The sequence below is a fragment of the Nocardia sp. NPDC041819 genome (genome assembly GCF_055590505.1).
Genome location: NZ_JBVJAP010000001.1, coordinates 411881 through 438131, shown reverse-complemented (window position 1 = coordinate 438131; position 26251 = coordinate 411881). Strand labels below are relative to the sequence as shown.

The following is a 26251-nucleotide window of genomic DNA, read 5'->3' as shown; positions in this document are numbered from 1 at the left end:
CGGCGAGGAAGGTGCGCCGATCCGTCCGCGAAGGCTCGAGCGGGCCACTCGTCCCGTGGCGCACACATCGAGGCGAAGCCGACGAGCGATCAGAGCCGACCGCGAACCGGAGTGGAACCGAGTTGCGAGGGCAGCGGGCTCAACGCAGGCCGGTGCCGCGGACGAGCGCGGTGTCGATGAGCGAGGAGATCAGTGCGGCGAAGTCGACGCCGGTGGCCTCCCACATGCGCGGGTACATGGAGATGGCGGTGAATCCCGGCATCGTGTTGATCTCGTTGATCACCGGTCCCTGCTCGGTGACGAAGAAATCGACCCGCGCCAGGCCCTGGCAGTCGAGTGCTCGGAAGGCTCGCACGGCCAGTTCCCGGATCTGGTCGGAGACCTCGTCGTCCAGCTTGGCGGGGACGTCGAATTCGCAGACGTCGTCGAGGTACTTGGTGTCGAAGTCGTAGAAGGCGGGCGCGTCGGTGATGGTGCCGGTCTCCGGCATCCGGATCTCCGCGACCACGCTCGCCGCGACCCGGCCGTCCGGGAATTCCAGGACCCCGCACTCCACTTCGCGCCCGACGATGCCCGCTTCGACGATCACCTTCGGGTCGTGCCGGCGCGCCGCCGCGATGGCGGCATCGAGGTCGTTCCAGTCGCCGACCCGGGTGATGCCGATCGACGAACCGCCGCGGGCGGGCTTGACGAACACCGGCAGGCCGAGGCGCAGCCGGTCCTCCTCGGCGACCGTCGCGGTGCCGGGCCGCAGCACCACCTGGGTGCCGACGGGCAGTCCCTCGGCCGCGAGCAGTTTCTTGGTGAACTCTTTGTCCATACCCGCCGCGCTGGCCAGCACACCGGGGCCGACATAGGGAACTCCGGCGAGTTCCAGCATTCCTTGCAATGTGCCGTCCTCGCCGAACGGTCCATGCAGGATCGGGAAGACCACGTCAACCGCGCCGAGCGCGGCGCTCGGATCGTCGAGCGCGATCAGCGCCCCCGGGCGGCTCGGGTCCGCGGCCAGCGTGAGTGCCGTGCCCGCGGCGTCCACCGAGGGCAGGGCGCGATCGTGGATGCCGAGCGCGGCCACCTCCGCACCGCCGAGCACCCAGCGGCCCTCGGTGGTGATGCCGATCGGCACGGCCTCGTACTTCTCCGGATCCAGATGACGCAGGACGCTACCGGCCGATACGCAGGACACGGCGTGCTCGTTGCTGCGCCCGCCGAAGACCACTGCCACCCTGATCCGGTTCGTCATGCTCCGAACCGTACCCGTTTCGGTACGCGCTCCCACCGCTGACCGCCCTGGACACTCCGGCCTCCGTTCACGCGGGGCGCAGCCGGAATCACTCCGGCTTCATCCGCCGCCCGAGCAGGTTGCCGACCGCTTCGCGCACGGAGAGTCCTTCATGGCAGACCTGATGCACGGCGGTGGTCAGCGGCATCTCCACACCCTGCCGCTCGGCCAGCGCGCGCACCGATGTGCAGGACTTCACACCCTCGGCGACTTGGCCATGAGTCGCCGACTGCGCGGCCTCCATGGACCCGCCCGCGCCGAGCACATGACCGAACGACCGGTTGCGCGACAGCGGGGAGGTGCAGGTGGCGACGAGGTCACCGACTCCGGCCAGGCCCGCCAGCGTCACCGGCTCGGCGCCGAGGGCCACCCCGAGCCGGATGATCTCGGCAAGACCACGGGTGATCAGGCTGGCGATCGAGTTGTCGCCCAGGCCCATTCCGGACGCGATACCGCAGGCCAGAGCGATGACGTTCTTGCAGGCGCCGCCGATCTCGCAACCGACCACGTCGGTGTTGGTGTAGGGCCGGAAGTATCCGGTCGCGCAGGCGTGCTGCACCGCCACGGCGCGGTCGTTGTCCGAGCAGGCGATCACGGTCGCGGCGGGCTGGCCCACCGCGATCTCGCGCGCCAGGTTCGGCCCGGACAGCACCGCGATCCGGCTCGGATCCGCCTCGGTGACCTCCTCGATCACCTGACTCATCCGCAGCAGCGTGCCGGTCTCGATCCCTTTCGCCAGGCTCAGCAGGGTGGCGTCGGCCCCGATCAGTCCCTTCCACGCCGCGAGGTTCGCGCGCAGCGACTGCGACGGCACCGCCAGCACGACGATGTCGGCTCCGTCCAGCGCCACCGCCGGGTCGTGGGTCGCCGCGATCGGCGGCAGCGGAATATCCGACAGGTAATCGGGATTGCGATGTTCGGAGGCCAGCGCCGCGGCGACCTCGGGGCGCCTGGCCCAGATCGTGACCTCGGTTCCCGCGTCCGCCAACACCTTCGCGAACGCGGTGCCCCACGATCCCGCGCCCAGCACTGCCACCCTCGTCATCAGCCCAATATGCCATGGAAGGATTGCTCGCATGCGCCCGCACGCCGTGCATGCCGTGATCGCGGTCAAGAGCCTCGATCAGGCCAAGAGCCGACTGGCCGACCGGCTGCGCCCGGAGCACCGGGCACGCCTTGTGCTGGCCATGCTCGCCGACACCGTGACCGCCACCGCGGCGGTCGGGGAGGTCGTGTCGGTCACCGTGGTCACGCCGGATCCCGAGGTGGCGGACCTGGCCCGCGCGCTGGGCGCCGACGTCCATCCGGAACCGCGCGAACCGCACGCCGGCGGGCTGAACACCGCGCTGGCCGCCACCGCCGCCGCGTTGCGCGGTGCGCACGGGCCGATCGATCTGCTCGCGCTGCAAGCCGATCTGCCTGCGCTGCGCCCGGAAGAGCTCTCGGACATGCTCGCCGCCGCCCCGCGCGGACTGCGCTCGATCGTGGTCGACCACGAGGGCAGCGGCACCGCCGCGCTCGTGGTTCGCGACCCGGTCGCCGCGCTCGACCCCCGCTTCGGCCCCGGTTCGGCGCGCAGCCACATCGAGGCGGGGGCGGTCGATCTCACCGGGGACTGGCCGGGGCTGCGCCTGGACGTCGACACCGCCGCCGACTTGGATCGCGCGGTGGCGCTCGGAGCCGGAAACGCGACCCGTGCTGTCCTACACGACATCGGCTGGCCGGGCGGCGTTCACGAACCCGTTCCACACGTGTGCTAGCCGGTCGCCGTGGTGGTGTGAGACACACGTCGATCGCGCTCGCGGGATGCGCGGGTGCTCTCCGGTAGGGGATGATCGTTGGCGTGAGCGATACGGAAACCGTCAAGCAGCAGCCGTTGCTTCCCACGCCACCCCCGGCGGCGACACCCCTGTCCGCCGACGAGTCGGCTGCGCGGTTGCCACGCGATCGCTACCTCAATCGTGAATTGAGCTGGCTGGACTTCAACGCCCGCGTGCTCGCCCTCGCCGAGGACGCGTCGCTCCCGTTGCTGGAGCGTGCGAAGTTCCTGGCGATCTTCGCGTCGAATCTCGACGAGTTCTACATGGTGCGGGTCGCGGGACTGAAACGCCGCGCCGAGACCGGCCTGCTGGTGCGCTCGGCCGACGGCCGGTCTCCCGGCGAGCAGTTGGAACTGATCGCCGCGCGTACGCAGGAGATCGCGGTGCGGCATGCCCGCGTCTTCCTCGACAGCGTGCTGCCCGCGCTGACGGCCGAGGGCATCGCGATCATCGACTGGAGCGACCTGGACGACGGCGAGCGCCAGCGCCTCTCGGGTTACTTTCAGGATCAGGTGTTCCCGGTCCTCACCCCGCTCGCGGTGGACCCCGCCCATCCCTTCCCCTATATCAGCGGGCTGAGTCTCAACCTCGCGGTGACGGTGAAGGATTACTCGACCGGCGGCGAGCACTTCGCCCGCGTCAAGGTGCCCGACAACGTCGACCGGTTCGTCCGCGTGCGCCGCACCGAACCCGGCTCCCCGATCGCCGCTTTCCTGCCGATGGAAGCGCTCATCGCCGCGCACCTGGATCTGCTGTTCCCCGGCATGGAGGTGGTCGAGCACCACTCGTTCCGGATCACCCGCAACGCCGACTTCGAGGTCGACGAGGATCGCGACGAGGACCTGCTGCAGGCGCTGGAGCGCGAGCTGGCCCGGCGGCGGTTCGGTTCGCCGGTGCGACTGGAGGTGTCCGACGACATGACCGAGCACATGCTCGATCTGCTCCTGCGGGAGTTGGACGTGGACCCCGGCGACGTCATCGAGGTGCCCGGCCTGCTCGACCTGTCCTGCCTCTGGCAGGTGTACGGCGTGGACCGGCCGAATCTGAAGGACACCCCCTACGTCCCCGCGACACCGCCCGCGTTCGGCGAGCGCGAGACGCCGCGCAACGTCTTCGCCGCGCTGCGCGAGGGCGACGTGCTCGTGCACCATCCGTACGACTCGTTCTCCACCAGCGTGCAGCGTTTCATCGAACAGGCCGCCGCCGACCCGCAGGTGCTGGCCATCAAGCAGACCCTCTACCGCACCTCCGGCGACTCCCCGATCGTCAACGCGCTCATCGACGCGGCCGAGGCGGGCAAGCAGGTGGTCGCCCTGGTGGAGATCAAGGCGCGCTTCGACGAGCAGGCCAACATCAAATGGGCCCGCGCGCTGGAACAGGCCGGCGTGCACGTGGTGTACGGCCTGATCGGCCTGAAGACGCACTGCAAGACCTGCCTGGTGGTGCGCCGCGAGGGCGCGACCATCCGCCGGTACTGCCACATCGGGACCGGCAACTACAACCCGAAGACCGCGCGCCTCTACGAGGACGTCGGATTGCTCACCGCGGCACCGGAAATCGGCGCCGACCTGACCGACCTGTTCAATTCGCTGACCGGTTACTCGCGAAAAGAGAATTACCGCAATCTGCTGGTCGCACCGCACGGCGTGCGCTCCGGCATCATCGAGCGCATCCAGCGCGAGACCGAGCTGGCGAGTCAGGGCGAGGACGCCCGGATCCTGATCAAGGCCAACGCGATCGTCGACGAGGAGATCATCGACGCGCTGTACCGGGCCTCGCAGGCGGGCGTGCCGGTGCGGATCGTGGTGCGCGGCATCTGCGGGCTGCGCCCCGGCGTGGCCGGTATGAGCGAGAACATCGAAGTCCGCTCCATCCTCGGCCGGTTCCTGGAGCATTCCCGCGTTCTGCACTTCCAGGCGCAGGACGAGTACTGGATCGGCAGCGCCGACATGATGCACCGCAACCTGGATCGGCGGGTCGAGGTGATGGCGCAGGTGAAGGATCCGCGGTTGACCGAGCAACTGCACGGGGTGTTCGACTCCGCGCTGTCGCCGACCACGCGCTGCTGGGTGTTGCAACCGGACGGCACCTGGCGGGCATCGCCGGGGGCGTCCGGCGACGGGGACAAGATCAGAGATCATCAGGAGTTCTTGATGCGGCTGCGGAGGCCAGAACAGCAGTGAACGCCAAGACGGGGTTCGAGCAGGAGGGGGGCCCGATCTGGGATCCCCGGGTGACTGCCAATATCTACGCCGCCGGTGCGGTGCTGTGGCGTGAATCGTCGGCGGGGACGATCGAGATCGCGCTCGTCCACCGCCCCAAGTACGAGGATTGGTCGCTGCCGAAGGGCAAGCTCGATCCGGGTGAGACCCCGGTGCTGGCCGCGGTTCGCGAGGTCCGCGAGGAGACCGGGCTGGAGTGCAGGCTCGGCCGCTACCTCGGCCACGTGACCTATCCGATTCCGGGCCATCGCAAGCTCAAGCGGGTCGACTATTGGGCCGCCGAGCAGGCGGGCGGGGAGTTCACCGCCAACTCCGAAGTGGACGTGCTCAGCTGGCACCCGCTGGATCGGGTGATGCACCAGTTGTCGTATCCGATGGATCGGCAAGTGGTGCGCGCCTTCACCCGGCTGCCCGCACGCACCGACACCCTCCTTCTGGTCCGGCATGCCAAAGCCGGCCGCAGGGACCGCTACAACGGTCCCGACGAGCAGCGTCCGCTCGACCGCGAGGGTGAGACGCAGGCGCGGGCGCTCACGCCGAATCTCTTGGCATTCGGCGCATCTCAGGTCTATTCGGCTCCTCCGCTGCGCTGCGTGCAGACCGTGGCGCCGCTGGCGGAGAAGCTCGGCGCCGAAATCATCGAGGAGCCGGTGTTTTCCGAGACCGGGTACGCCGAACACCCGGATGAGGCCCGGGAATGTCTTCGAGCCCTGGTGTCGGACAAGGCCGTTCGCGTCGTCTGCAGTCAGGGCAAGGTGATCCCGGATCTGCTGGGCTGGTTGGCCGAACGCGACGGAATCGCGCTGCCGTCGGCGCGCAATCGCAAGGGCAGTGTGTGGGTGCTGTCGTTCGTCGGCCACCGCTTGGTGGCCGCCGACCATCTGGATCGATCGCTGTCAGCCTACGACGCGGAGTCCTGATACGACGGCAACTTCCCCGTCACCGCGCGGGTCGGCGGGCGCCGATGACGACAACGGCGCCGCGAGGATGAGGCCACGGTAGGCGGACAGCCGAAAACGGCCCCGGGTGTCTCCCGGGGCCGTCTCGACGTTGAGGCGAATGGGCCCGGTGGTGGGGCCGCGCATTCAGCGCCGATCCGGCGGTGGCTCGAGATCAGCGGGTTCCGCGAGCCGAGGCCTTCTTGGCCGCGGTCTTCTTCGCTGGGGTCTTCTTGGCGGCGGTGGTGGTCTTCTTGGCCGCCGTGGCCTTGGTGGCCGTCTTCTTGGCCGGAGCCTTCTTCGCGACCGCGGTCTTCTTCGCGGGCGCCTTCTTCGCAGCGGTCTTGGTAGCGGTCGTCTTGCGCGCGGTGGTCTTCGCCGGGGCCTTGGCGGCGGCCTTACGGGCCGTGCTCTTGGCCGGAGCCTTGGTCGGCGTCGACTTCTTGGCGGCGGTCTTCTTCGCCGCCGTCTTCTTCGCCGCCGCCTTCTTCGCGGCCACCGGCGCATTCACCCCACGCTTGACGGCGGGCCCGGTCGCGGCCAGTTTCTGCTTACCCGCGATCACCGCCTTGAACTGAGCGCCGGGGCGGAACGCGGGCACCGAAGTGGGCTTGACCTTGACGGTTTCGCCGGTGCGCGGGTTCCGTGCGACGCGAGCCGCGCGCTTACGCTGTTCGAACACACCGAAACCGGTGATAGTGACGCTCTGACCCTTGTGCACCGCGCGCACGATGGTGTCGACCACATGCTCGACTGCCGCGGTGGCCGTGCGCCTGTCCGTACCCAACTTTTCGGTCAGAACGTCGATCAGTTCCGCCTTGTTCATTGAATCCTCCGCAGACTAATGGCCCGTCGTCGGACCGACTAGGTACCACGGTAAACCCACTTTGGGCAAGAGTCTATGTGCCACGCCAAAATTCATGTGGTTTAGCACACGTCCAGCTACCGCAACTCCGGGTGTCCAGCTAACCGACCGGGGTGATTACGTCTGCGAAATATGTGCTGGGAGGGTAGTGGGTTTCCATGTTGGCCTTGCCTTTTCGAACCGGGTGATCGCGTCCTCCTGGCGCAGCGTCAGCCCGATGTCATCCAATCCCTCCAGCAGACGCCACCTGGTGTAGTCATCAATATCGAACGGCAACACGACGGTTCCGGCCGTCACCGTGCGCGCCCCGAGATCCACAACCAATTCCAAGCCGGGCTGTTCCTCGAGCAACTTCCAGAGCATTTCGACATCGTTCTGTGACATCTGAGCGGCGAGCACACCGCCCTTGCCCGCATTGCCGCGGAAGATGTCGGCGAACCGGGATGAGATGACCACCCGAAAGCCGTAGTCCGCCAGCGCCCAAACAGCGTGCTCACGAGACGACCCGGTACCGAAATCCGGACCCGCCACCAGCACACTACCGCTGTTGTAAGGCGCGATGTTCAGAATGAAGTCCGGATCCGACCGCCATGCGGCGAACAAGCCGTCTTCGAATCCGGTCCGCGTGACCCGCTTGAGGTAGACCGCCGGGATGATCTGATCGGTATCGACATTGGAGCGGCGCAGCGGCACTCCGATGCCCTTGTGCACGGTGAAGGCTTCCATTACGAATCTCCTGGGTTTGTTCGAGGGAATCGGGGCCGGTCAGTCCAGATCCGCAGGCGACGACAGTGTTCCGCGGACCGCTGTCGCGGCCGCTACGAGGGGGGAAACGAGGTGCGTACGGCCGCCTTTACCCTGCCTGCCCTCGAAGTTGCGGTTCGAGGTGGACGCGCAACGCTGGCCGGGCTCGAGCTGGTCCGGATTCATTCCCAGGCACATTGAGCAGCCCGCTTGCCGCCATTCGGCGCCCGCCGCGGTGAAAATCTCGCCGAGTCCTTCTTTTTCCGCCTGTGCGCGAACCCGCATCGACCCCGGTACAACCAGCATTCGCACGCCGTCGGCGACATGGCGTCCCTTCAAAATCCCGGCCACCGCACGCAAATCCTCAATGCGTCCGTTGGTGCACGAACCGACGAATACGGTGTCGATCGGTACTTGTCGAAGCGGAGTACCCGGCTCCAAGTCCATGTAACGCAGAGCTTTCTCCGCGGACTCGCGGGCCACCTCGTCGGCGAAGGCGGTGGGGTCGGGCACCGTCTCGCCCAGCGGGGCGCCCTGGCCCGGGTTGGTGCCCCAGGTGACGAACGGGGTCAGCTCGGTGGCGTCGATGTGCACCTCGGCATCGAAAACGGCGCCCTCGTCGGTCTTCAGCGCCTCCCAGGCGGCCACCGCCGCGTCCCAATCGGCTCCCTGCGGGGCGTGCGGCCGTCCTTTGAGGAATTCATAGGTCGTTTCGTCCGGCGCGATCATGCCGGCCCGCGCGCCCGCCTCGATGGACATGTTGCAGATCGTCATTCGGGCCTCCATCGACAAGGCCCGGATCGCCTCGCCGCGGTACTCCAGGACATAGCCCTGGCCGCCGCCGGTGCCGATCTTCGCGATGACGGCCAGGATCAGGTCCTTGCTCGTCACACCGGGGGGCATGGCGCCGTCCACCGTGATCGCCATCGTCTTGAACGGGCGCAGCGAGAGGGTCTGGGTGGCAAGCACATGCTCGACCTCGGAGGTCCCGATGCCCATCGCCAGCGCCCCGAACGCGCCGTGCGTCGAGGTGTGGCTGTCGCCGCAGACCACGGTCATGCCCGGCTGGGTCAGGCCCAATTGCGGCCCGACCACGTGCACGATGCCCTGATCGAGGTCGCCCATCGGGTGCAGCCGCACACCGAATTCCGCGCAGTTGCGCCGCAGCGTCTCCACCTGGGTGCGCGAAACCGGGTCGGCGATCGGCTTGTCGATATCGATCGTCGGGACATTGTGGTCCTCGGTCGCGATCGTGAGATCCGGCCGCCGCACCGGCCGGCCCGCGGCGCGCAGCCCGTCGAAGGCCTGCGGACTGGTCACCTCGTGGACGAGATGCAGGTCGATGTAGATCAGGTCCGGTTCGCGCGAGGCACCCGCACCCTCCCCGCGAGCGACGACATGCTGGTCCCATACCTTCTCGGCCAGCGTGCGCGGTTCGGCCATTGTCGATCACCTTTCGGACGAAGCAGCCGTTCCGCGATCTGGACTCCGACGCGGCGACGGTTGCACGAGTTGGGATAGCTGCGCCTGGTCCGAACGCTGAGGGCACGTACCGGTGAAGGTGGATTTCTCAACATTCGAGACGCTAGTATCGTTCTATGAGACAGCATAGCGGCATCGGCGTCCTCGACAAAGCAGTGGCGGTCCTGTACGCCGTAGCCGAGCACCCCTCGGGTCTCAACGAGCTCTGCGCGCGCACCGGCCTGCCCCGCGCCACCGCACACCGATTGGCCGTCGGCCTGGAGGTACATCGCCTGCTCGCTCGCGACAGCAACGGCACCTGGCGGCCGGGCCCGGCGCTTGCCGAGCTCGCGACCAGCGCCGATGACCCGCTGCTCGAGGCCGCCTCGGCCATCCTGCCGCGGTTGCGCGAGATCACCGGCGAGAGCGTCCAGCTCTACTGCCGCGACGGCAACGCCCGCGTCTGCGTCGCGGCGCTGGAACCCCCCGTCGGACTGCGCGACACCGTGCCGATCGGGGCCCGACTGCCGCTCACCGCTGGTTCGGCGGCCAAAGTACTGCTGGCGTGGGCCGACCCGGAGCTGCAACGCACCATCCTGACGGACGCGGTGTTCGGCGAGCGTGCGCTGGCCGAGGTGCGCAAGCGCGGGTGGGCGCAGAGCGCGGCCGAGCGCGCGGCCGGCGTGGCCAGCGTTTCCGCGCCGGTGCGGGACGCCGGCGGCACCGTGGTCGCGGCCGTGTCGGTGTCGGGGCCGATCGATCGGATGGGCCGCAGGCCGGGCGCCCGGTGGGCGGCGGATCTGGTGGCGGCGGCCGAGGCCCTGCACAAGCGCCTGTAACCCGTTTCACATCGGGCTCTCTACAGTGGGCCCATGGGAGTCAACCAACGGGCACAGATCGTGATGTCCGACACCGAGATCACCGATTTCTTGCAGCGCAGCCGGATCGCGACGCTGGCGACCATCGGCGCGAAGGGCACGCCGCACCTCACCGCGATGTGGTACGCGCTCATCGACGGGGAGATCTGGTTCGAGACCAAGGCCAAGTCGCAGAAGGCGGTGAACCTGCGCCGCGATCCCCGGGTCACCTGCATGGTCGAGGCGGGCGACACCTACGACCAGCTCAGGGGCGTGGCCATCGAGGGCCGCGCCGAGATCATCGAGGACGCCGAAAAACTCTTCGCCGTCGGTGTGAGCGTCTGGGAGCGCTACACCGGCCCCTACAGCGAGGAGGTGCGGCCGATGGTCGAGACCATGCTGCACAAGCGGGTCGCCGTGCGCGTCGTGCCCGAGCGCACGCGCAGCTGGGATCACCGCAAGCTCGGCCTCCCCGCCATGCCCCTCGGCGGCAGCACCGCGCGGGCGCTGGACTGACCCGCACGCGCCCGGGTCGTGCGACGCGCCCGAAATCCAACTGACACAACCGCCCCGCACGGGCTAGCGTCGGGGTGTTCGACAGGAATCGGCCGGGCAGCGCCGCCCGCGAGGACGCGCTGCGCGACCGCGACGACGAGGAGCAGCGATGGCGGATTCGGGTAAGTCCAATGGCGCCGACGAGGTGAAGCGCAAGTTCCGGGAGGCACTGGAGCGCAAGAACCAGCAGAACGCCCGCGCGGCAGACCACCTCGACGGACGGTCCAAGGCGTCCGCGGCGCACACCGCGGTCGGCCACAAGCGGGAATTCCGGCGTAAGAGCGGATAGTCCGCGCAGACGGCGAAGGCCCTCCGGCAAGAGCGCTGGAGGGCCTTTCTTTTGCGGAAGATCTCGTGCGACCGATGCGGCCCCATCAGCCAGGTCTCCGGACGGCGTGAAGAGCCGTGGCGCGGCACAGCACCGCGCCAAGCCCGGGCCCCTGTCCGGGTGCGATGCCATCCCGGAAACCTCGCGCCGTCCTCGTCGTCAGCGATGTCCACGCCGCGCCGTGCGGCGCTCGCATACCCGAGCACAGTCGAAGGACCATGGCGAACAGACGATCCGTCTCGATCGCGGAAGTCCGTGAGTCGTACGGATGGGGCCACCGATCCAGCCGCGCGAATGGGCGCCGCACGCTGTGGCTCCGGCCGCATACCGCCGAGCGCGATGCGAAAGCGGTCGAGCCGGGCCGGGCCCGAGCGTCTTCGACGAGCAGGTCGGCGTCCCCCGAGCGAGTCCGAGTCGAGGCCGCAGGGATTGGCTCGCGAAGTTCCACACCCTCGCGAACCCGGCCTGCACAGGGGCCCACCAGACGGAGACGAGACGGACATGGCCCCGGCCGGTCGGTCGCACCGGCACCACCACCGGCGTGCCCTTGGGCCTCAGGTGCGGTTCAGTCCGAAGCTCACCAACCCCCGGGGCCACCACCGGCCGGGCGGGACGCAGCCCTCGCCGGGGGTCCGTGGGCGAAGCCCTCCGGGCGGGGCGTAGGGGTTGCACCCCACACAGAACATAGCGAAACGAGAAAGGTCCATGCTCTATGAGCATGGACCTTTCACTCGCGTAGCCCCGACGGGATTCGAACCCGCGCTACCGCCTTGAGAGGGCGGCGTCCTAGGCCGCTAGACGACGGGGCCAGGACTGCTTCTCGCTGTCGCGAGGAGCGCCGTGGTGATCTTTCGATCAGGAGGCTCGGCTAGCTTAACCGGCCGAGGCCCGGCGACCAAATCGCCAGGTGTTGATTGATTTCGGCCGCGAACCGAAGTCGAACAACCCACTCCGCTGGGGTACCAGGACTCGAACCTAGAATGGCTGAACCAGAATCAGCTGTGTTGCCAATTACACCATACCCCAATGACCAGGCGTTCAGCCTCGCGTCTGGATGACTCGAGACCGTGTTCCGGGCCGAGAAGAAGAGTACCAAACGGGTGAGGGTGAACTACAAATCGCCTGGTCAAAGCCATGTTTTCAGCCTTCGGACGAGTCCGGGCCCGCTTCCTTCCAGTGCAACGCCGAGCGCAACCGGTCCAGGGTGACGCCGCGGCCGAGCAATTCCAGCGATTCGTACAGCGGCGGGCTGATATGCGACCCGGTGACCGCGACCCGCACCGGCGCGAAGGCTTTGCGCGGTTTCAGACCCAGATCATCGATCAGCGCCTTCTTCAGCGCCTCTTCGATCGCCTCGGCGGTCCAGTCGGTCAACGGCTCCAACACGGTAATAGCGGACTGCAATACCTCGGCGGCGCCGGAACCGAGATTCTTGGCGCCCGCGGCGGGGTCGATGGCGAACTCATCCGCGGGCGCGAACAGGAAACGCAACAGTTCCCAGGCGTCGGACAACACGACGATCCTGGTCTGTACGAGTTCCGCCGCCTCGGCGAACACCTTCTCGTCGATTTCCGCGCCGATATGCCCGTGTTCGGTGAGATACTCCCGCAGCCGGTGAGCGAAATCACCCGGCGCCAGCAATCGGATGTGCTCGGCGTTGAGCGCGTCCGCCTTCTTCTGGTCGAAACGGGCCGGATTCGAATTTACTTTCGAGATATCGAAGGCCTCGACCATCTCCGCCATGGAGAAAACATCGCGGTCCTCCGACAGTCCCCAGCCCAGTAGCGCGAGATAATTCAGCAAACCTTCAGGAACGAAGCCGCGGTCGCGGTGGGCGAACAGATTCGACTCCGGATCACGCTTGGACAACTTCTTGTTGCCCTGGCCCATGACGAAGGGCAGGTGACCGAACTCGGGAGTGAATTCGGCGACCCCGATCCGGCGCAACGCGGCGTACAGCGCGAGCTGGCGCGGCGTCGAGGAGAGGAGGTCCTCGCCGCGCAGCACGTGGGTGATCCGCATCAGCGCGTCATCGACCGGGTTGACCAGGGTGTACAGCGGATCGCCGTTGCCCCGGGTGAGCGCGAAGTCCGGGACGCTGCCCGCCTTGAAGGTGGTCTCGCCGCGCACCAGATCGTTCCAGGACAAGTCCTCGTCGGGCATCCGCAGCCGGATAACGGCAGGGCGGCCCTCGGCCCGGTACGCCTCGATCCGCTCGGGCGTCAGATCGCGATCGTAGTTGTCGTAACCGAGCTTCGGATCACGTCCGGCGGCACGATGGCGAGCCTCGACTTCCTCCGGAGTGGAGAACGATTCATACGCCTCACCGGCCTCCAGCAAACGCCGAACCACGTCCAGGTGCAGATCTTTTCGCAACGACTGGCGATATGGTTCGTAAGGGCCGCCGACCTCCGGCCCCTCGTCCCAGGTGAGCCCGAGCCAGCGCAGCGCGTCGATAATCGCGCGGTAGGATTCCTCGGAATCGCGTGCGGCATCGGTGTCTTCGATCCGAAAGACGAATGTGCCACCGTGGTGGCGGGCGTAGGCCCAGTTGAACAGCGCCGTCCGGATCAGGCCGACATGCGGCGTTCCGGTCGGTGACGGGCAGAATCGGACCCGTACTTCAGTCATGGCTCTCTTTCGATCAGCGTTTGGCGGCAACGGGATTGGTGAGGGTTCCGATGCCCTCGACGGTCACCGACACCTGCTGGCCCTCGCGCATCGGGCCGACGCCCTCGGGAGTGCCGGTGAGGATGACGTCACCGGGCAGCAGCGTCATCACGGTGGTGACCCACTCGATGAGCTTCGGAATGTCGTGCAGCAGAAGCGAAGTACGGCTGCGCTGGCGCACCTCGCCGTCGAGTTCGGTGACGATCTCCAGATCCGAAGGGTCCAAGGACGTTTCGATCCAGGGGCCGAGCGGGCAGAACGTGTCATAGCCCTTGCCCCTGGTCCATTGACCGTCGTGGCGCTGCTGGTCGCGGGCGGTCACGTCGTTGGCGGCGGTGTAACCCAGCACCACGTCCAGCGCGCGGGCGGCGGGCACATCCTTGCAGGGGCGGCCGATGACGATCGCCAGCTCCCCTTCGTATTCGACCTGAGATGAACTGGGCGGCAGGATGATCGGGGCGTTCGGACCCACGATCGCGGTATTCGGCTTGAGGAAGATCACCGGGTCGGCGGGGGCGGGCCCGCCCATCTCGGCGGCGTGGGCGGCGTAGTTCTTGCCGATGCAGACCACCTTGCTGGCCAGGATCGGCGCGAGCAGTCGCACATCGGCCAGCGGCCAGCTCCGGCCGGTGAACGTCGGTGTGCCGAACGGGTGTTCCGCGATCTCCTTGGCCACGCTGTCGCTTCCGTCACCCTCGATGCTGACGAAGGCGACCCCATCGGGACTGGCAACTCGACCTAGACGCATGCCCGGAGTCTATCGACCCGCCGTCACCAGCCCGAACGCGCCCGACCGAGTGGTCGGATCCCCTGCGAACCCGGCCGTGCCCGCGCTGTGAGGAGTCCGACAGCCGCTGCCGTCGAATCGAGCGGCCACCGGGGTGTACCGTGAGCGAAGCAGTTCATAAAGTGGGAAGAAAATCCCAAATAATGAGATTCGAGGTGGGCCGGTGGCGACCGTCACGCAGATCGACGAGGTTCGGCGCTGGTCGATGCTCGGTCTCGGCGTGTTCGCCCAGGCCTCCAGCGCGGTCTTCATCCACGGCGTCCCGTTCCTGCTGCCCGCGCTGACCGATCGCGGCATGCCGCTGGCGACGGCAGGCCTGCTCGTGGCCATGCCCACCGTCGGCCTGGTGTGCACCCTGATCGCGTGGGGTTATCTGGTCGACCGGATCGGCGAACGCAAAGTGCTGATCGGCGGTCCGCTGCTGATGCTGGCGGCCGGGTGCGCCGCGGCCACCACGACCGCCGACATCGCGTTGGGTGCGCTGCTGTTCCTCGGCGGCGTCGGGGCGGCGAGCACCAATGGCGCCAGCGGCCGGGTGATCGTCGGCTGGTTCCCGCCGCACCGGCGCGGGCTGGCGATGGGGATCCGGCAGACCGCGCAGCCGCTGGGCGTGGGTGTCGGCGCGCTGGCGATTCCGGCCGTCGCCGCCGCCCACGGCGTGCCCGCGGCCATCCTCGTTCCCGCGCTCATGGCGGGCGTGGCGGCCGTGGGCTGCCTGGCAGGCATCGTCGATCCGCCGCGCCCCGCCGGTTCCGCCGCCGATCCGGCGTTGCGCGCCAATCCCTATCGCGACGACGCCGCGCTGTGGCGCATCCATCTGGTCTCGGTGCTGCTTGTCGTCCCGCAGGGCACGGTGTGGACCTTCGCGCTGCTGTGGCTGCACCGCGACATCGGCTGGTCCCTGGCCGCCGCCGGCGCGCTGGTGACGGTCACCCAGATTCTCGGCGCGCTGGGCCGCATCGGCGCGGGTGCGTGGTCGGATCGGGTCGGCAGCCGGATGGGGCCGCTGCGCACCGTCGCCGTGGCCGCCGTGCTCTCGATGGCCGCGCTGGCGCTGACCGCGTGGACCGAGTGGTGGTGGGCGGCCATCCCGCTGCTGATCGCCGCGTCCGTGATCACCGTCTCCGACAACGGTTTGGCCTTCACCGCGGTCGCCGAGATCGCGGGCCCGTACTGGAGCGGCCGGGGCCTCGGCATCCAGAACACCGGCCAGAACCTGGCCATGGCCGCCGTCCCGCCGGTGTTCGGCGCTCTGATCACCGCGAGCGGCTTCCCCGCCGCCTTCCTGCTGGCCGCCGTCACGGCTGTCGCGGCAGTCCCCCTCGTCCCGCGAGACGCCGACTAGGCCCGCGCCCCGAACTCTCGCCCGCCGCAGCCGAAGGGCGTCCATGGGCACGAGACGCTCTCGACCTCGGCACCACCGATCTACCGGAACTCGACGGCCCGGCCGCGACCGAGCCGCAAGCCTGGCCGAACCGCGCCGGATTCTCCTGTCGAGGGCCCGCACCGCGCGTCGGCCTCGGCCCACCGATCCGCCGGAACTCGACGACACAGCAGTAGGCGAACCGCAAGGGCGGACGAGCAGTCCCCAAGTTCCCGGTAGTGCGGTCATATTCCGGTCTCGACGTCGGCGCCATTGATCTACCAGGAGCTCCGTCGCGCGGCCGAAGTCGAACAGCAGACAAGGCCGAGCCGCGCCGGAGGACGTAGCAGGCGGACTCCCGCGATGTCGTGGCCCGACCGGGGGCCGCTTCGTGCGGCGATCGGTCTCACACTGGCGACGCTGATGTCCGAGACGGCGGTCGAGGCGCGGGTGCGTACAGAGGCCGAATGCAGGAAGGCCCCGTTCCGATGGGGAACGGGACCTTCTGAGGAACGGTCAGAGGGTGGCGGCGATCCGGTCGCCGATTTCCACGGTCGACGCGGCTCCCGAGCGCGACTCGAGGTCCTTGGCGACCGCCGACTCGATGCGCGTGGCCGCCTCGGTGTCGCCCAGGTGGTTGAGCAGCAGGGAGACCGAGAGGATCGCGGCGGTGGGGTCGGCCTTGGACTGGCCCGCGATGTCGGGGGCGCTGCCGTGCACCGGCTCGAACATGCTGGGGTTCGTCCCGGACGCGTCGATGTTGCCGCTGGCGGCCAGCCCGATGCCGCCGCTCACGGCCGCGGCGAGGTCGGTGATGATGTCGCCGAAGAGGTTGTCGGTGACGATCACATCGAACCGGCTCGGGTCGTTGACCATGTGGATGGTGGCGGCGTCGATGTGCTGGTAAGCCGTTGTCACCTCGGGGAATTCGGCCGCGACCTCGTCCACGGTGCGCTGCCAGAGCGAGCCCGCGAAGGTGAGCACGTTGTTCTTGTGCACCAGCGTCAGGTGCTTGCGCCGGGCCTGCGCCTTGGCGAAGGCGTAGCGCACCACGCGCTCGATGCCGAAGCGGGTGTTGGTGCTGACCTCGGTCGCCACCTCGTGCGGGGTGTCCACGCGGATCGCGCCGCCGGTGCCGGTGTAGGGCCCCTCGGTGCCCTCGCGCACGACCACGAAGTCGATGTCGGGGTTGCCCGCCAGCGGGCTGGTCACGCCGGGGAACAGCTTGGACGGCCGCAGGTTCACGTGGTGGTCCAGCGCGAACCGGGTGCGCAGCAGCAGACCGCGTTCGAGCACGCCGCTGGGCACCGACGGGTCGCCGATCGCGCCGAGCAGGATGGCGTCGTGCTGCTTCAGTTCGGGCAGCACCGAGTCCGGCAGGATCTCGCCGGTCGCGTGGTAGCGGCGCGCACCGAGGTCGTACTCGGTCTTCTCGACGCCGGGCACGACCACGTCGAGCACCTTGAGCGCCTCGGCGATGACCTCGGGCCCGATCCCGTCACCCGGGATGACAGCAAGCTTCATGACAAATGCTCCGTTCGATATTGCCGGTCGCGGCCGCCGCATCATGCGGCCCAGAGGCGACCGTCGGGTGCGCACGACATTCCGGCCGGGTGACCGCAGCACCGTCACGGTACTCGGCACGACCGGATCGCCGAGCACCGGGCGCGAGGACGCGGTGCACCGCGAACTCGCCCCGATCCGCGTGCCGATGGCGCGCCGGCCGAGCGACCGGCGCCGCGCACGAGTGCTTCGCGCGCGGCGCCGATTCCGCTTCGGCCGGGGCATCGCGCCCCGGTGGGATCAGGACAGGTCGACCTGGACGACCTTGGCCGCGCCGACGGACTCGGCGATCGCGGCCTGCACGTCGGCGGGCACCTCGCGGGCCACACGCAGCACGACGGTGGCGCCTTCCTTGTCGACGTCCTGGGTCAGCTGCGCGGCCAGGATGTCGACCTCGGCCTCGCCGAGCTTGGTGCCGATCCGGCCCAGCGCGCCCGGCCGGTCCTCGTAGTTCAGGATGGCCAGGTTGAGGCCCTCGGCGCGCATGTCGTAGTTGCGGCCGTTGATGTTGACGATCTTCTCCACCAGCTGCGGCTCGGTCAGCGTGCCCGCCACGTTCAGGGTGCTGCCGTCGCCGAACACGGCGCGCAGGTCGACGACGCTGCGGTGGCTCGGGCTCTCCGAGGCCGTGGTGACCTCGGCGGTGATCCCGCGGTCCTTGGCCAGCGCGGGCGCGTTGACGAAGGTGACCTGGTCTTCGACCAGCGCGGAGAAGATGCCGCGCAGCGCGGACAGCTCCAGCACGCCGACCTCCTGGGCGGCCAGCTCGCCGCGCACCTGGATCTCCACGCTGACCGGCAGTTCGTTGGACAGCGCGCCGAGCAGGGCGCCCTGCTTGCGGACGATGTCCAGCCAGGGGGCGACCTCTTCGCCGACGGTGCCGCCGGTGACGTTCACCGCGCCGGGCACGAACTCACCCGCCAGCGCCAGCAGCACCGACTTGGCCACGTCGGTGCCCGCGCGGTCCTGGGCCTCGGAGGTGGAGGCGCCCAGGTGCGGGGTCACCACGACCTGCGGCAGATCGAACAGCGGGCTGTCGGTGCACGGCTCGGTCTCGAACACGTCCAGGCCGGCGGCGCGCACGTGGCCGGACTTGATCGCCTCGGCCAGCGCGGCCTCGTCGACCAGGCCACCGCGGGCGGCGTTGACGATGATCACGCCCGGCTTGGTCTTGGCGATGGCCTCCTTGCCGATGAGACCCTTGGTCTCCGGGGTCTTCGGCAGGTGGATCGAGATCAGGTCGGCGCGCTCGAGCAGCTCGTCGAGGGTCAGCAGCTCGATGCCGAGCTGCGCGGCGCGCGCGGGCGACACGTACGGGTCGTAGGCGACGATCTTGGTCTCGAAGGCGGCCAGGCGCGCGGCGAACAGCTGGCCGATGCGGCCCAGACCGATGACGCCGACGGTCTTGTCGAAGATCTCGACACCGTTGAACTTGCTGCGCTGCCAGGTGCGCTCGCGCAGGGTGGCGTCGGCGGCGGGAACCTGGCGGGCGGCGGCCAGCAGCAGGGTGACCGCGTGCTCGGCGGCGGTGTGGATGTTCGAGGTGGGCGCGTTCACGACCATGACACCGCGCTCGGTGGCGGCGGGCACGTCGACGTTGTCCAGGCCGACGCCCGCGCGGGCGACGATCTTCAGGTTCTTCCCGGCTTCCAGGACCTCGGCGTCGACCGTGGTCGCCGAGCGCACGAGCAGCGCGTCGGCCTCGGGCACCGCGGCCAGCAGGGCCGGGCGGTCGGGTCCGTCGACCCACCGGACCTCGACACCGTCACCGAGCGCGTCGACGGTCGACTGGGCGAGCTTGTCGGCGATCAGAACTACAGGACGGCCTGCTTGGCTCACGTGGAGTACTCCTGGGGAATGGGGTCGGCAATTACCGCCGAACAGCTTAGTGCGCGCGATTTCCATCCCCGCTACCACCTGGTAGGCGGGCGTCCTCAGTCACCCGCCTGGTAAAAATATGAAGACCGGTCTACAGTCGACGCATGGGCGTCAAAGGCACCGAAACCCGCAGCAAACTCGTCGACGCGGCCCGCACGCTGGTGGAGCGGCACGGCTATTACGGTGCGGGGCTCAACCAGATCTTGGCGGCCAGCGGCGCACCGCGTGGATCGTTGTACTTCCACTTCCCCGGCGGCAAGGACGAACTGGTCGCGGCCGCGATCGCCCAGGCGGGCAAGGAGATCACGGCGTTGATCGACACGATCGAGCCCGGCGACGCCGGCGCGGCCGCGAGCAGGCTGCTGCGCGCGTTCGGCGACCGGCTGGAAGCGTCCGGCTGGCAACAGGGCTGCCCGGTCGCCACGGTGGCCTTGGACGTCGCGGCCGGGAACGACCCGATCCAAACCGCGTGCGCAGCCGCGTACACCGCATGGGAACAGGCGCTGCGGTTGCGGCTGCGCGCCGACGGCCGCGCGGACGCCGACGATTTGGCCGCCACGGTGCTGGCGATGGTCGAGGGCGCGCTGTTGCTGGCCCGCGCCCAACGCAGTCGTGAACCCCTGGAACGGGTGGAACGCACGCTGCGCACTCTGATCTGACGGCGGATGTCTCGCTGAGCCTTTCCACGTGTCGACAAAATATGTAGACCGGTCTAGTAAGGAGAAATCATGTCCGACAGCATCGTGTTCGGAGCCGCCGGGTTCCTCGGCCGCAACGCGGTCGCCCGTTTACTCGAGCAGGGGCATTCCGTCACCGCCGCCTTGCGGCCGGGCAGCGAGGAGCGGCTCACCGGGTGGTTGCACCGCCGAGGCGTCGACGCGAGCGGGCTGGAGATCGTCGCGTGCGATGTCACCTCCCCCGGCCTCGGCCTGCCCGCGGCATTCGACCCCTCCGGCATTCGCGACGTGTACAACTGCGCCGCCCGCTTCGCCTTCGGACTCGCTCGTGAGGACGCGTACGCGGTCAATGTCACCGGTGCGCTGCGGGTGCTGGAGTGGGCCGCCGCGCTGCCCGAGCTTCGACGCGTCGTGCACATCACCGGATATCGGATCACCATCGAGGAATCCGAGGAGCAGTATTACGAGCGGGGCGCCTACGGCGCTTCGAAGTTCGAATCGGACCCGCTGCTGCGCAGCCGGGCGGCGGAGCTCGGCGTCGCGCTGACCATCGCGAATCCGAGCAGCGTGATCGGACCCGGTCAGTACGTCGGGCTGTCGAGCGTCGTCGAGGACCTGTGGAACGGGCGGCTCCCTGCCGTCCCCGGCGGCCCCGCGACCTTCGTGCCGATCGTCGACCTGGACTACTTCACCGATTTCTTGATCAGCCTGCCCGCCCTGCCGGATACCGCGGGCCGCTCCTACACGGTTCTGGATGATCGAACACCCGAGCTGCCGAAGCTGATTCGGCTGCTGGCCGGGCACCTCGGCGTCCGCGCGCCGCGCTTGTCCATTCCGGTCGGCCTCATCGCAAAACTTCCACGCGCGCTGACCGGCGCCGATCCGGAAACGATGACGTTCATCGCCGAGGACCGCTACGACACGTCGGCGGCGCAGGACGTGGCCCGCCGTGCCGGGCTCACCATGCCTCCGACCGAGGCGACCTTGCTGACGTGGGCCGACCATCTGGTGGCCAGCCGGTTCGGCGCGGTGGCCGACGATCCGACCGCCGGATTCGTCGACGGCGTCTGGGTGAGTGGCGAACGGAGCCGTCCGGACTATGTTCTGGTGCACGGCCTTCCGCTCGATGGTGAGTCGTGGAACGAGGTGCGCGCCGAGTTGGACGGGCCGAGTCTGGTCGTCGACCTGCCGGGCTTGGGGCGCTCGGCGCCCGGCGATACCGATGCGGTGTTGCCGAAATTGCTCGCCTCCGTCCGTAGTCGTCCCGTGCTGGTCGGCCATTCGCTCGGCTGCGGTCCGGTACTGCGGTACGCGGCGCGGCATCCCGAGCGGGTCTCCGGGGTGGCGCTGGTGGCTCCCGCGTTCCTGCAACCGCGGTCCGGCCCGCTGCTGCGCTCACCATTGGCCGCGGTGGCGATGCGCCGGATGTCGGCCGGTTCCCTCGCCGATCGGCTCGGCGTGCCGGAGAGCGCGGCGCTCGCGAGCGCCGCGGCGAACCTGCGCAGGCCGGGCGTCGCCGCCCGCACCGTCGCCGCGCTGCGCCGCGCGAGCGCCCCCGCGCGGCGCGAGGAGTTGCGCGCCCTGCTCACGCGGATCGAGGCGCCGGTGCGGATCGTCACCGGTTCGGCCGATCCGCTGACGGTCGCGACCGAACGCGACTCGATCGCGATACCGGACACCGGCCACTACCCGCAGTTGACCCATCCCGAGCGGCTCGCGGCCGAGATCGACCGAGTCCGCGCCGTCGGGACGCTGCACTGATCAGGGCCCGCACCGGAGGTCGTCTGCGCTACCGAGGGCCGGACTGCAACGGCGTCGCCGACGCGATGGCATGCCCGAGGTCGCCTGCGTTATCGGGGGCCGGGCAGTCGTTCCGCCGCGCGAGCGGTCCCACACAGCGGCGGGCCCCCACACCATTCGGTGCGGGGGCCCGCTCGGTCACGCCTCGGGTCGGCGTGGAACCCGGTCGATCTGCTCGACCGTCACGTCGGTCAGCGGCCGCCGAAGGAACCCGTCCACAGGGTGTCGACGAGGCCGTGCAGTGCGGCGCCGAGCGTGTCGAAAAGACCGTTCAGAGCAGCGCTGCCGGTGTCGATGATAACGGGGATCATGGAAATACCTCTTCCTCGAAACATTATCCAGTCGAACTGGCTGACACGGGAGACATCGGCGGCGACTCGGTGGCGGTTACAAATTTCGATAATATGGAGATGCAGACCACACATACGTATGATAGTGGTCTACGACACACCAGATACCAGCCTTGAGCTGCTGTTCTAGTCATACGTCCAGGTTGGGAGCTTAATCTTGCCCGCTAATTTCCCTCGCTAACGGACGCGTAGACGAAACTCGAAACAAAGTCGAAACGAGTTTTCGCCACCCCAGCAATAGGGGGTGCACGAACAACTATCCGGCACGCCTTTCGAGCTGACCGATAGAGCTTCCGAATAACTCTCCGTATCCCTGTTCGGCGGCTCCGAAAATCAGCCGCGCCACGTCGGCACGGGGATTCGTTGACCGACGCGATCCCGATCGCGGGGTCGGTCAGGAAGCGTCCACGGTGACCAACGGCACACCCTCGGTCCCCTTTGTGGCGGCCACGGCGCGGGAGAACGCACGCACTCCCGGGGTCTCCCGGTAGCGGTGCCACACCAACCCCAGCCGGGACTCGGGGATCCCGGTCACCGGCACGAAGGTCACCGGCCGCCTGCGGTGCGATTCCGCGGTCGGATGGCACAGCAGCATCGCGCCGCGCCCGGCCGCCACCGCGGCGAGGCCCTCCTCCAACGTGCCGACCTCCGGGCCGGGGCGCACCGTCCGGCCCTCCGGCGTCACATCCAGCGTCTGCGCCCTGCGCCAGTACTCCGGCGCGGGGTCGCGCACTCCCACCAAGGGGACCTCGGCGATGTCCTCGACCGACAGTTCGGCGCGTCCCGCGAACGGGTGGGAACTGGACACCGCGAGCGTCTGCGGCTGCCCCGCGAACACCGATCCGAGCACCAGATCACGCTCACCCATCGGGAGCAGCACCACCGCGGCGTCGACCTCGGAGCGTCGCACCGCGCCGAACGGATCGGCGAGCGGTATCTCGGTCAACTCGACCGAGCAGTCCGGGTGCCGCCGCTGAAAGAACTCGACCGCGGCCATCAGGTGATCGTTGCCCGCGCCCTGGAACCCGATGCGCAGGATCCCGTCCATACCCCGGGCGGCCGCGCGAGCGGCGTCGACTGTCGCGCGTAACGCGGCATAGGCAGGCCGCAACTCGGCGAGAAAGTCCGCTCCGAGCGGGGTCAACCGGACGGTGCGGCTGGTCCGTTCCACCAGCGCCCCGCCGACGCGCCGCTCCAGCGCACGCAGCAGCTGGCTCACCCGGCTCTGCGACACATACAGCCGCGCACCGGCCCGCCCGAAATGCAGCTCCTCGGCGAGCGCGAGAAACGCCTCCAGTTCACGGATCTCCAACCCGCCCATCGGACTCCCTTCCACGGTCGATGAGTCCCGCTCATAGAACTATGAGACCTTCGCCGTTGTTTCCTCCGGCCGCGAACCCTTGGCTGGAGGACATGACAGAGGTTCGGGAAATCGTTGCGTCGCGGCCGGTTTCGGTACTGCGCGGCTGGCTGGGCGTCGGCGGGGTGACAGCGGGCACGTTCACGGTGGTCACCTCCGAGATGCTGCCGGTCGGTCTGCTCACTCCGATCGGCTCGGCGCTGCGGGTGAGCGAGGGCCGCGCCGGTCTCGCGTTGACGGTGACCGGCCTGGTCGCCGCGGTGTCGGCGCCCGTGGTCACCGCGGCGCTGGGCCGGCTCGAGCGCAAGCTGGTGCTGTGCGGGTTGATGGCGGTGCTCGCGCTGGGCAATCTCGGTGCGGCGGCGGCACCCACGTTCGGTGTGCTGATCGGGGCGCGGGTGCTGGTCGGCGTCGGCATGGGGGGTGTGTGGGCGATCGCGGCGAGCCTGGCGGCGCGGCTGGTGCCCGCGCGATCGGTCACCGCCGCGACGTCGCTGGTCTTCTCCGGCGTCGCGGTCGCCTCGGTGCTCGGCATCCCCGCGGGAACGTTCCTGGGCGCGCTGGCCGGGTGGCGGATCACGTTTGTGGCCTCCGCCGCTGTGGCGCTGCTGGTGCTCGTGGCCATGGCGGCCTTGCTCCCGCCGTTACCCGCGATCGAGGCCATGGCGCTGGGTGGCGTGTTGCGGCTGACCCGGCAGCCGGGCTTGCGCGTCGCCCTGCTCGTGGTCGCGTTCCTGGTCACCGGCCACTTCGCCGCCTACACCTACGTGCGGCCGGTGCTCGAGGAGGTGACCGGCGTCGGCGCGCGGACGATCGGCACGCTGCTGCTGGTCTACGGGATCGCCGGAGTCGGAGGCAATTTCGCGGCGGGAGCGGCGGCGGCGCGCACACCGCGGAAGACGCTGATCGTGATCGGATCGATCCTGGCCGGGGCGGCGATCGCCTTGCCCGTGCTGGGCGCCTCGCCGCCGCAGGCCGTCGCGCTGATGATCGTGTGGGGGCTGTCCTACGGTGGCGTCTCGGTGAGCAGACAGAGCTGGGTCTTCGCCGCGTCTCCCCAGCACAGGGAAGGTGCGTCCGCTCTGTTCGCCGGAGTTTTCAATGGCGCCATCGCACTGGGGTCGCTGATCGGAGGCCTGGCCGCGGACGGGATCGGCCTCGCCGCCGCCCTGTGGCTGGGTGGCGCGCTGGCCGTCGTCGCCGTGCTCGTCGCTTCGTTGGGGACCGTCGCGCCTCGCCTGTGATCGGCGGCGAAAAGCAGCTGCGACAACCCTTTTCGGCACCTACCATCACGTTCATGTCGTTGCGCGCGATTCCGGCTTCGATGGACCCGGCGGTGGTCGGGTCCATCGATCGTGAGCTGGACCGGGTCGAGCGGGAGCACCGGGTGTCGATCCGGTTGGCGATCGAGAGCGGCAGTCGCGCTTGGGGATTCCCGTCTCCGGATTCGGACTACGACTGCCGGTTCGTCTATGTCGCGACACTGGAGACCTACCTGTCCCCGTGGCGCACCCGCGACGTGGTCGAGACGCCGCTGACGGACTTGCTCGACGTGAACGGCTGGGATCTGGCCAAGGCGCTGCGGCTGCTGGTGCAGGGCAACGCGGTGCTCATCGAGTGGCTGATGTCGCCGATCGTCTATCGCGGCGACGAGGATTTCCGCGCCCGATTGCGCGCGGTGGCCGACGAGGTCGCCGACCGGGACAAGGTCGCGCGGCACTATCTGCACCTGGGCGCCAAGCAGTGGGCACTGTATGAGCGCACCGGATCGTTGAAGAAGGTGTTCTACGCGCTGCGGCCTGCGATGGCGCTGCGGTGGCTGCGCGAGCATCCCGCGGCGGCGGTGGCGCCGATGCATCTGCCGACGCTGTTGCGGCAGTGCGAGCTGCCTGCCGAGCTGACGGCGGCGGTGACCGAGCTGACCGACCTGAAGTCGCGGACCAGGGAGATGGGCAGCAGGACGGTGCCCGCGCCGATCAGCGGGTTCATCGCCGCCGAATTCGCCTGCGCCGCCGAAGTGTTCCGCAGGTCCGGGGCCCGCGACCACACGCGGGCCCGCGCGATCACCGCGGAGTTCTTCCGCTCCGAGGCGCTGGCGGGCTGAGCGGCCCGAAGAGGTCTACGAGGCCGCTTTCCGCTCGTCGGCTCCGTTCGACTCGGCGACCGCGTCGGCGTAGGCCTGGGCGAGTCGTCGCGTCGCGGTCGGACGATCCGGGTCCGGGCGCGGGATGCCGAGGTGACTCTCCCGTAGCTCGTCCATGAAGTCCGCCCACAGCCGCGGACCGCCCGCCTCGAGCAATTCGGCCCGCACCCGAAGAGTCCGGGTGGTCGGGCGGTGCCGCAATCCCCACGCGCCGAGCTGCGCCATGATCGGCACCAATTGGATGGCCGGTTCGGTGAGCCGGTATTCGGCTTTCTGACCGGGCCGGGTGTCCGCGCGGCTGAGCAGTCCCGCCGCCACCAGGCGCTTGAGCCGATCGGACAGGATGTTGGAGGCGATGCCCTCCTCCGAGCCGGCCAGCAACTCGCGGAAGTGCCGCCGGTCGCCGAACATCACGTCGCGCAGCACGAGCAGCGTCCACCGATCGCCGATCACCTCGATCGTCGCGTTGATCGGACACCCCGAACGTCCGTCCTCGCGCACCCGGCACTCCTCTCGGTCCGACAACTACTGCTTGCAATATACAACCGGTAAGTCGTACGCTGCACACAACCAGTTGCGAATTGCAAT

The 26251-nt window shown here is 68.9% G+C and carries 23 protein-coding genes and 2 tRNA genes; 11 read left to right on the top strand and 14 right to left on the bottom strand.

All coding sequences use genetic code 11. The annotated features are described in order from the left end of the window. Positions 1–139: 139 nt before the first annotated feature. The gene (locus ACZ6DL_RS02010) at positions 140–1243 is read right to left on the bottom strand and encodes a D-alanine--D-alanine ligase family protein (RefSeq protein ID WP_466048440.1); all 1104 of its coding nucleotides are present in this window, start codon (positions 1241–1243) and stop codon (positions 140–142) included. A gap of 88 nt (positions 1244–1331) precedes the next feature. Continuing rightward, positions 1332–2327, bottom strand: coding sequence for an NAD(P)H-dependent glycerol-3-phosphate dehydrogenase (locus tag ACZ6DL_RS02005; RefSeq protein WP_466048439.1), 996 nt, complete (start codon positions 2325–2327; stop codon positions 1332–1334). A 31-nt stretch (positions 2328–2358) separates the two neighbouring features. Here ACZ6DL_RS02005 and cofC point away from each other — a divergent pair, with 31 nt between their 5' ends. The 3 genes from cofC (at position 2359) to ACZ6DL_RS01990 (ending at position 6244) form a co-directional block, all read left to right on the top strand. Further along, the gene (gene cofC / locus ACZ6DL_RS02000; protein WP_466048438.1) at positions 2359–3042 is read left to right on the top strand and encodes a 2-phospho-L-lactate guanylyltransferase; all 684 of its coding nucleotides are present in this window, start codon (positions 2359–2361) and stop codon (positions 3040–3042) included. A 71-nt stretch (positions 3043–3113) separates the two neighbouring features. Next, a complete protein-coding gene (locus tag ACZ6DL_RS01995) occupies positions 3114–5285 on the top strand; it encodes an RNA degradosome polyphosphate kinase (protein ID WP_466048437.1) in 2172 nt (723 codons plus the stop codon). Positions 5286–5335: 50 nt separating this feature from the next. Continuing rightward, positions 5336–6244: an NUDIX hydrolase gene (locus ACZ6DL_RS01990; RefSeq protein ID WP_466048435.1), complete on the top strand. Its 909-nt coding sequence runs from the start codon at positions 5336–5338 to the stop codon at positions 6242–6244. Between the two features lie 193 nt (positions 6245–6437). On the opposite strand, the gene ACZ6DL_RS01985 is transcribed toward ACZ6DL_RS01990, so the two are convergent. From ACZ6DL_RS01985 to leuC, 3 genes are all read right to left on the bottom strand, one after another. Next, positions 6438–7088: an HU family DNA-binding protein gene (locus ACZ6DL_RS01985; protein ID WP_062969880.1), complete on the bottom strand. Its 651-nt coding sequence runs from the start codon at positions 7086–7088 to the stop codon at positions 6438–6440. A 156-nt stretch (positions 7089–7244) separates the two neighbouring features. Continuing rightward, complete coding sequence (leuD, locus tag ACZ6DL_RS01980) at positions 7245–7853, bottom strand: 3-isopropylmalate dehydratase small subunit (protein ID WP_040868414.1); 609 nt, start codon at positions 7851–7853, stop codon at positions 7245–7247. A gap of 39 nt (positions 7854–7892) precedes the next feature. Then, a complete protein-coding gene (leuC, locus tag ACZ6DL_RS01975; protein ID WP_466048434.1) occupies positions 7893–9314 on the bottom strand; it encodes a 3-isopropylmalate dehydratase large subunit in 1422 nt (473 codons plus the stop codon). A gap of 155 nt (positions 9315–9469) precedes the next feature. Here leuC and ACZ6DL_RS01970 point away from each other — a divergent pair, with 155 nt between their 5' ends. The 3 genes from ACZ6DL_RS01970 (at position 9470) to ACZ6DL_RS01960 (ending at position 11033) form a co-directional block, all read left to right on the top strand. Beyond that, positions 9470–10171, top strand: a complete 702-nt coding sequence (locus ACZ6DL_RS01970; protein ID WP_040868418.1) for an IclR family transcriptional regulator — start codon at positions 9470–9472, stop codon at positions 10169–10171. A gap of 33 nt (positions 10172–10204) precedes the next feature. Next, positions 10205–10705, top strand: a complete 501-nt coding sequence (locus ACZ6DL_RS01965; RefSeq protein WP_466048432.1) for a PPOX class F420-dependent oxidoreductase — start codon at positions 10205–10207, stop codon at positions 10703–10705. 148 nt (positions 10706–10853) lie between these two features. After that, positions 10854–11033 carry a DUF5302 domain-containing protein gene (locus tag ACZ6DL_RS01960; RefSeq protein WP_062969883.1) on the top strand — a complete coding sequence of 60 codons (180 nt, stop codon included), beginning with the start codon at positions 10854–10856 and terminating at the stop codon, positions 11031–11033. 775 nt (positions 11034–11808) lie between these two features. On the opposite strand, the gene ACZ6DL_RS01955 is transcribed toward ACZ6DL_RS01960, so the two are convergent. From ACZ6DL_RS01955 to ACZ6DL_RS01940, 4 genes are all read right to left on the bottom strand, one after another. Then, positions 11809–11881, bottom strand: a tRNA-Glu gene (locus ACZ6DL_RS01955). Between the two features lie 145 nt (positions 11882–12026). After that, positions 12027–12098, bottom strand: a tRNA-Gln gene (locus ACZ6DL_RS01950). 114 nt (positions 12099–12212) lie between these two features. After that, positions 12213–13703, bottom strand: coding sequence for a glutamate--tRNA ligase (gene gltX / locus ACZ6DL_RS01945; protein ID WP_466048430.1), 1491 nt, complete (start codon positions 13701–13703; stop codon positions 12213–12215). 13 nt (positions 13704–13716) lie between these two features. Next, entirely contained in the window at positions 13717–14490 is a 774-nt protein-coding gene (locus ACZ6DL_RS01940; protein ID WP_466048428.1) for a fumarylacetoacetate hydrolase family protein, read from the bottom strand. A gap of 244 nt (positions 14491–14734) precedes the next feature. On the opposite strand from ACZ6DL_RS01940, the gene ACZ6DL_RS01935 reads away from it, so the two are divergent. After that, positions 14735–15874 (top strand): MFS transporter, encoded by a 1140-nt coding sequence (locus ACZ6DL_RS01935; protein WP_466049508.1) that lies wholly within the window; start codon positions 14735–14737, stop codon positions 15872–15874. Between the two features lie 534 nt (positions 15875–16408). Here the strand turns inward: ACZ6DL_RS01935 and ACZ6DL_RS01930 are convergent. Together ACZ6DL_RS01930 and serA are read right to left on the bottom strand one after the other, a co-directional pair. Beyond that, positions 16409–17416 carry a 3-isopropylmalate dehydrogenase gene (locus ACZ6DL_RS01930; RefSeq protein WP_466048426.1) on the bottom strand — a complete coding sequence of 336 codons (1008 nt, stop codon included), beginning with the start codon at positions 17414–17416 and terminating at the stop codon, positions 16409–16411. Between the two features lie 279 nt (positions 17417–17695). Continuing rightward, entirely contained in the window at positions 17696–19294 is a 1599-nt protein-coding gene (serA, locus tag ACZ6DL_RS01925; protein WP_357116385.1) for a phosphoglycerate dehydrogenase, read from the bottom strand. Between the two features lie 143 nt (positions 19295–19437). Here serA and ACZ6DL_RS01920 point away from each other — a divergent pair, with 143 nt between their 5' ends. Both ACZ6DL_RS01920 and ACZ6DL_RS01915 read left to right on the top strand, forming a co-directional pair. After that, positions 19438–19992, top strand: coding sequence for a TetR/AcrR family transcriptional regulator (locus tag ACZ6DL_RS01920; protein WP_466048424.1), 555 nt, complete (start codon positions 19438–19440; stop codon positions 19990–19992). Between the two features lie 69 nt (positions 19993–20061). Continuing rightward, on the top strand, positions 20062–21771 hold the full coding sequence (locus ACZ6DL_RS01915) for an alpha/beta fold hydrolase (protein ID WP_466048422.1): 1710 nt from the start codon (positions 20062–20064) through the stop codon (positions 21769–21771). A gap of 230 nt (positions 21772–22001) precedes the next feature. On the opposite strand, the gene ACZ6DL_RS01910 is transcribed toward ACZ6DL_RS01915, so the two are convergent. Together ACZ6DL_RS01910 and ACZ6DL_RS01905 are read right to left on the bottom strand one after the other, a co-directional pair. Beyond that, entirely contained in the window at positions 22002–22235 is a 234-nt protein-coding gene (locus tag ACZ6DL_RS01910) for a hypothetical protein (RefSeq protein ID WP_466048420.1), read from the bottom strand. Positions 22236–22554: 319 nt separating this feature from the next. Continuing rightward, positions 22555–23481: a LysR family transcriptional regulator gene (locus tag ACZ6DL_RS01905; RefSeq protein WP_466048418.1), complete on the bottom strand. Its 927-nt coding sequence runs from the start codon at positions 23479–23481 to the stop codon at positions 22555–22557. A gap of 92 nt (positions 23482–23573) precedes the next feature. Here ACZ6DL_RS01905 and ACZ6DL_RS01900 point away from each other — a divergent pair, with 92 nt between their 5' ends. Together ACZ6DL_RS01900 and ACZ6DL_RS01895 are read left to right on the top strand one after the other, a co-directional pair. Next, a complete protein-coding gene (locus tag ACZ6DL_RS01900; protein ID WP_466048416.1) occupies positions 23574–24764 on the top strand; it encodes an MFS transporter in 1191 nt (396 codons plus the stop codon). Positions 24765–24817: 53 nt separating this feature from the next. Further along, positions 24818–25624 carry a nucleotidyltransferase domain-containing protein gene (locus ACZ6DL_RS01895; protein ID WP_466048414.1) on the top strand — a complete coding sequence of 269 codons (807 nt, stop codon included), beginning with the start codon at positions 24818–24820 and terminating at the stop codon, positions 25622–25624. A gap of 15 nt (positions 25625–25639) precedes the next feature. On the opposite strand, the gene ACZ6DL_RS01890 is transcribed toward ACZ6DL_RS01895, so the two are convergent. Continuing rightward, positions 25640–26164 (bottom strand): winged helix-turn-helix transcriptional regulator, encoded by a 525-nt coding sequence (locus ACZ6DL_RS01890; RefSeq protein WP_466048412.1) that lies wholly within the window; start codon positions 26162–26164, stop codon positions 25640–25642. Positions 26165–26251 lie beyond the last annotated feature (87 nt).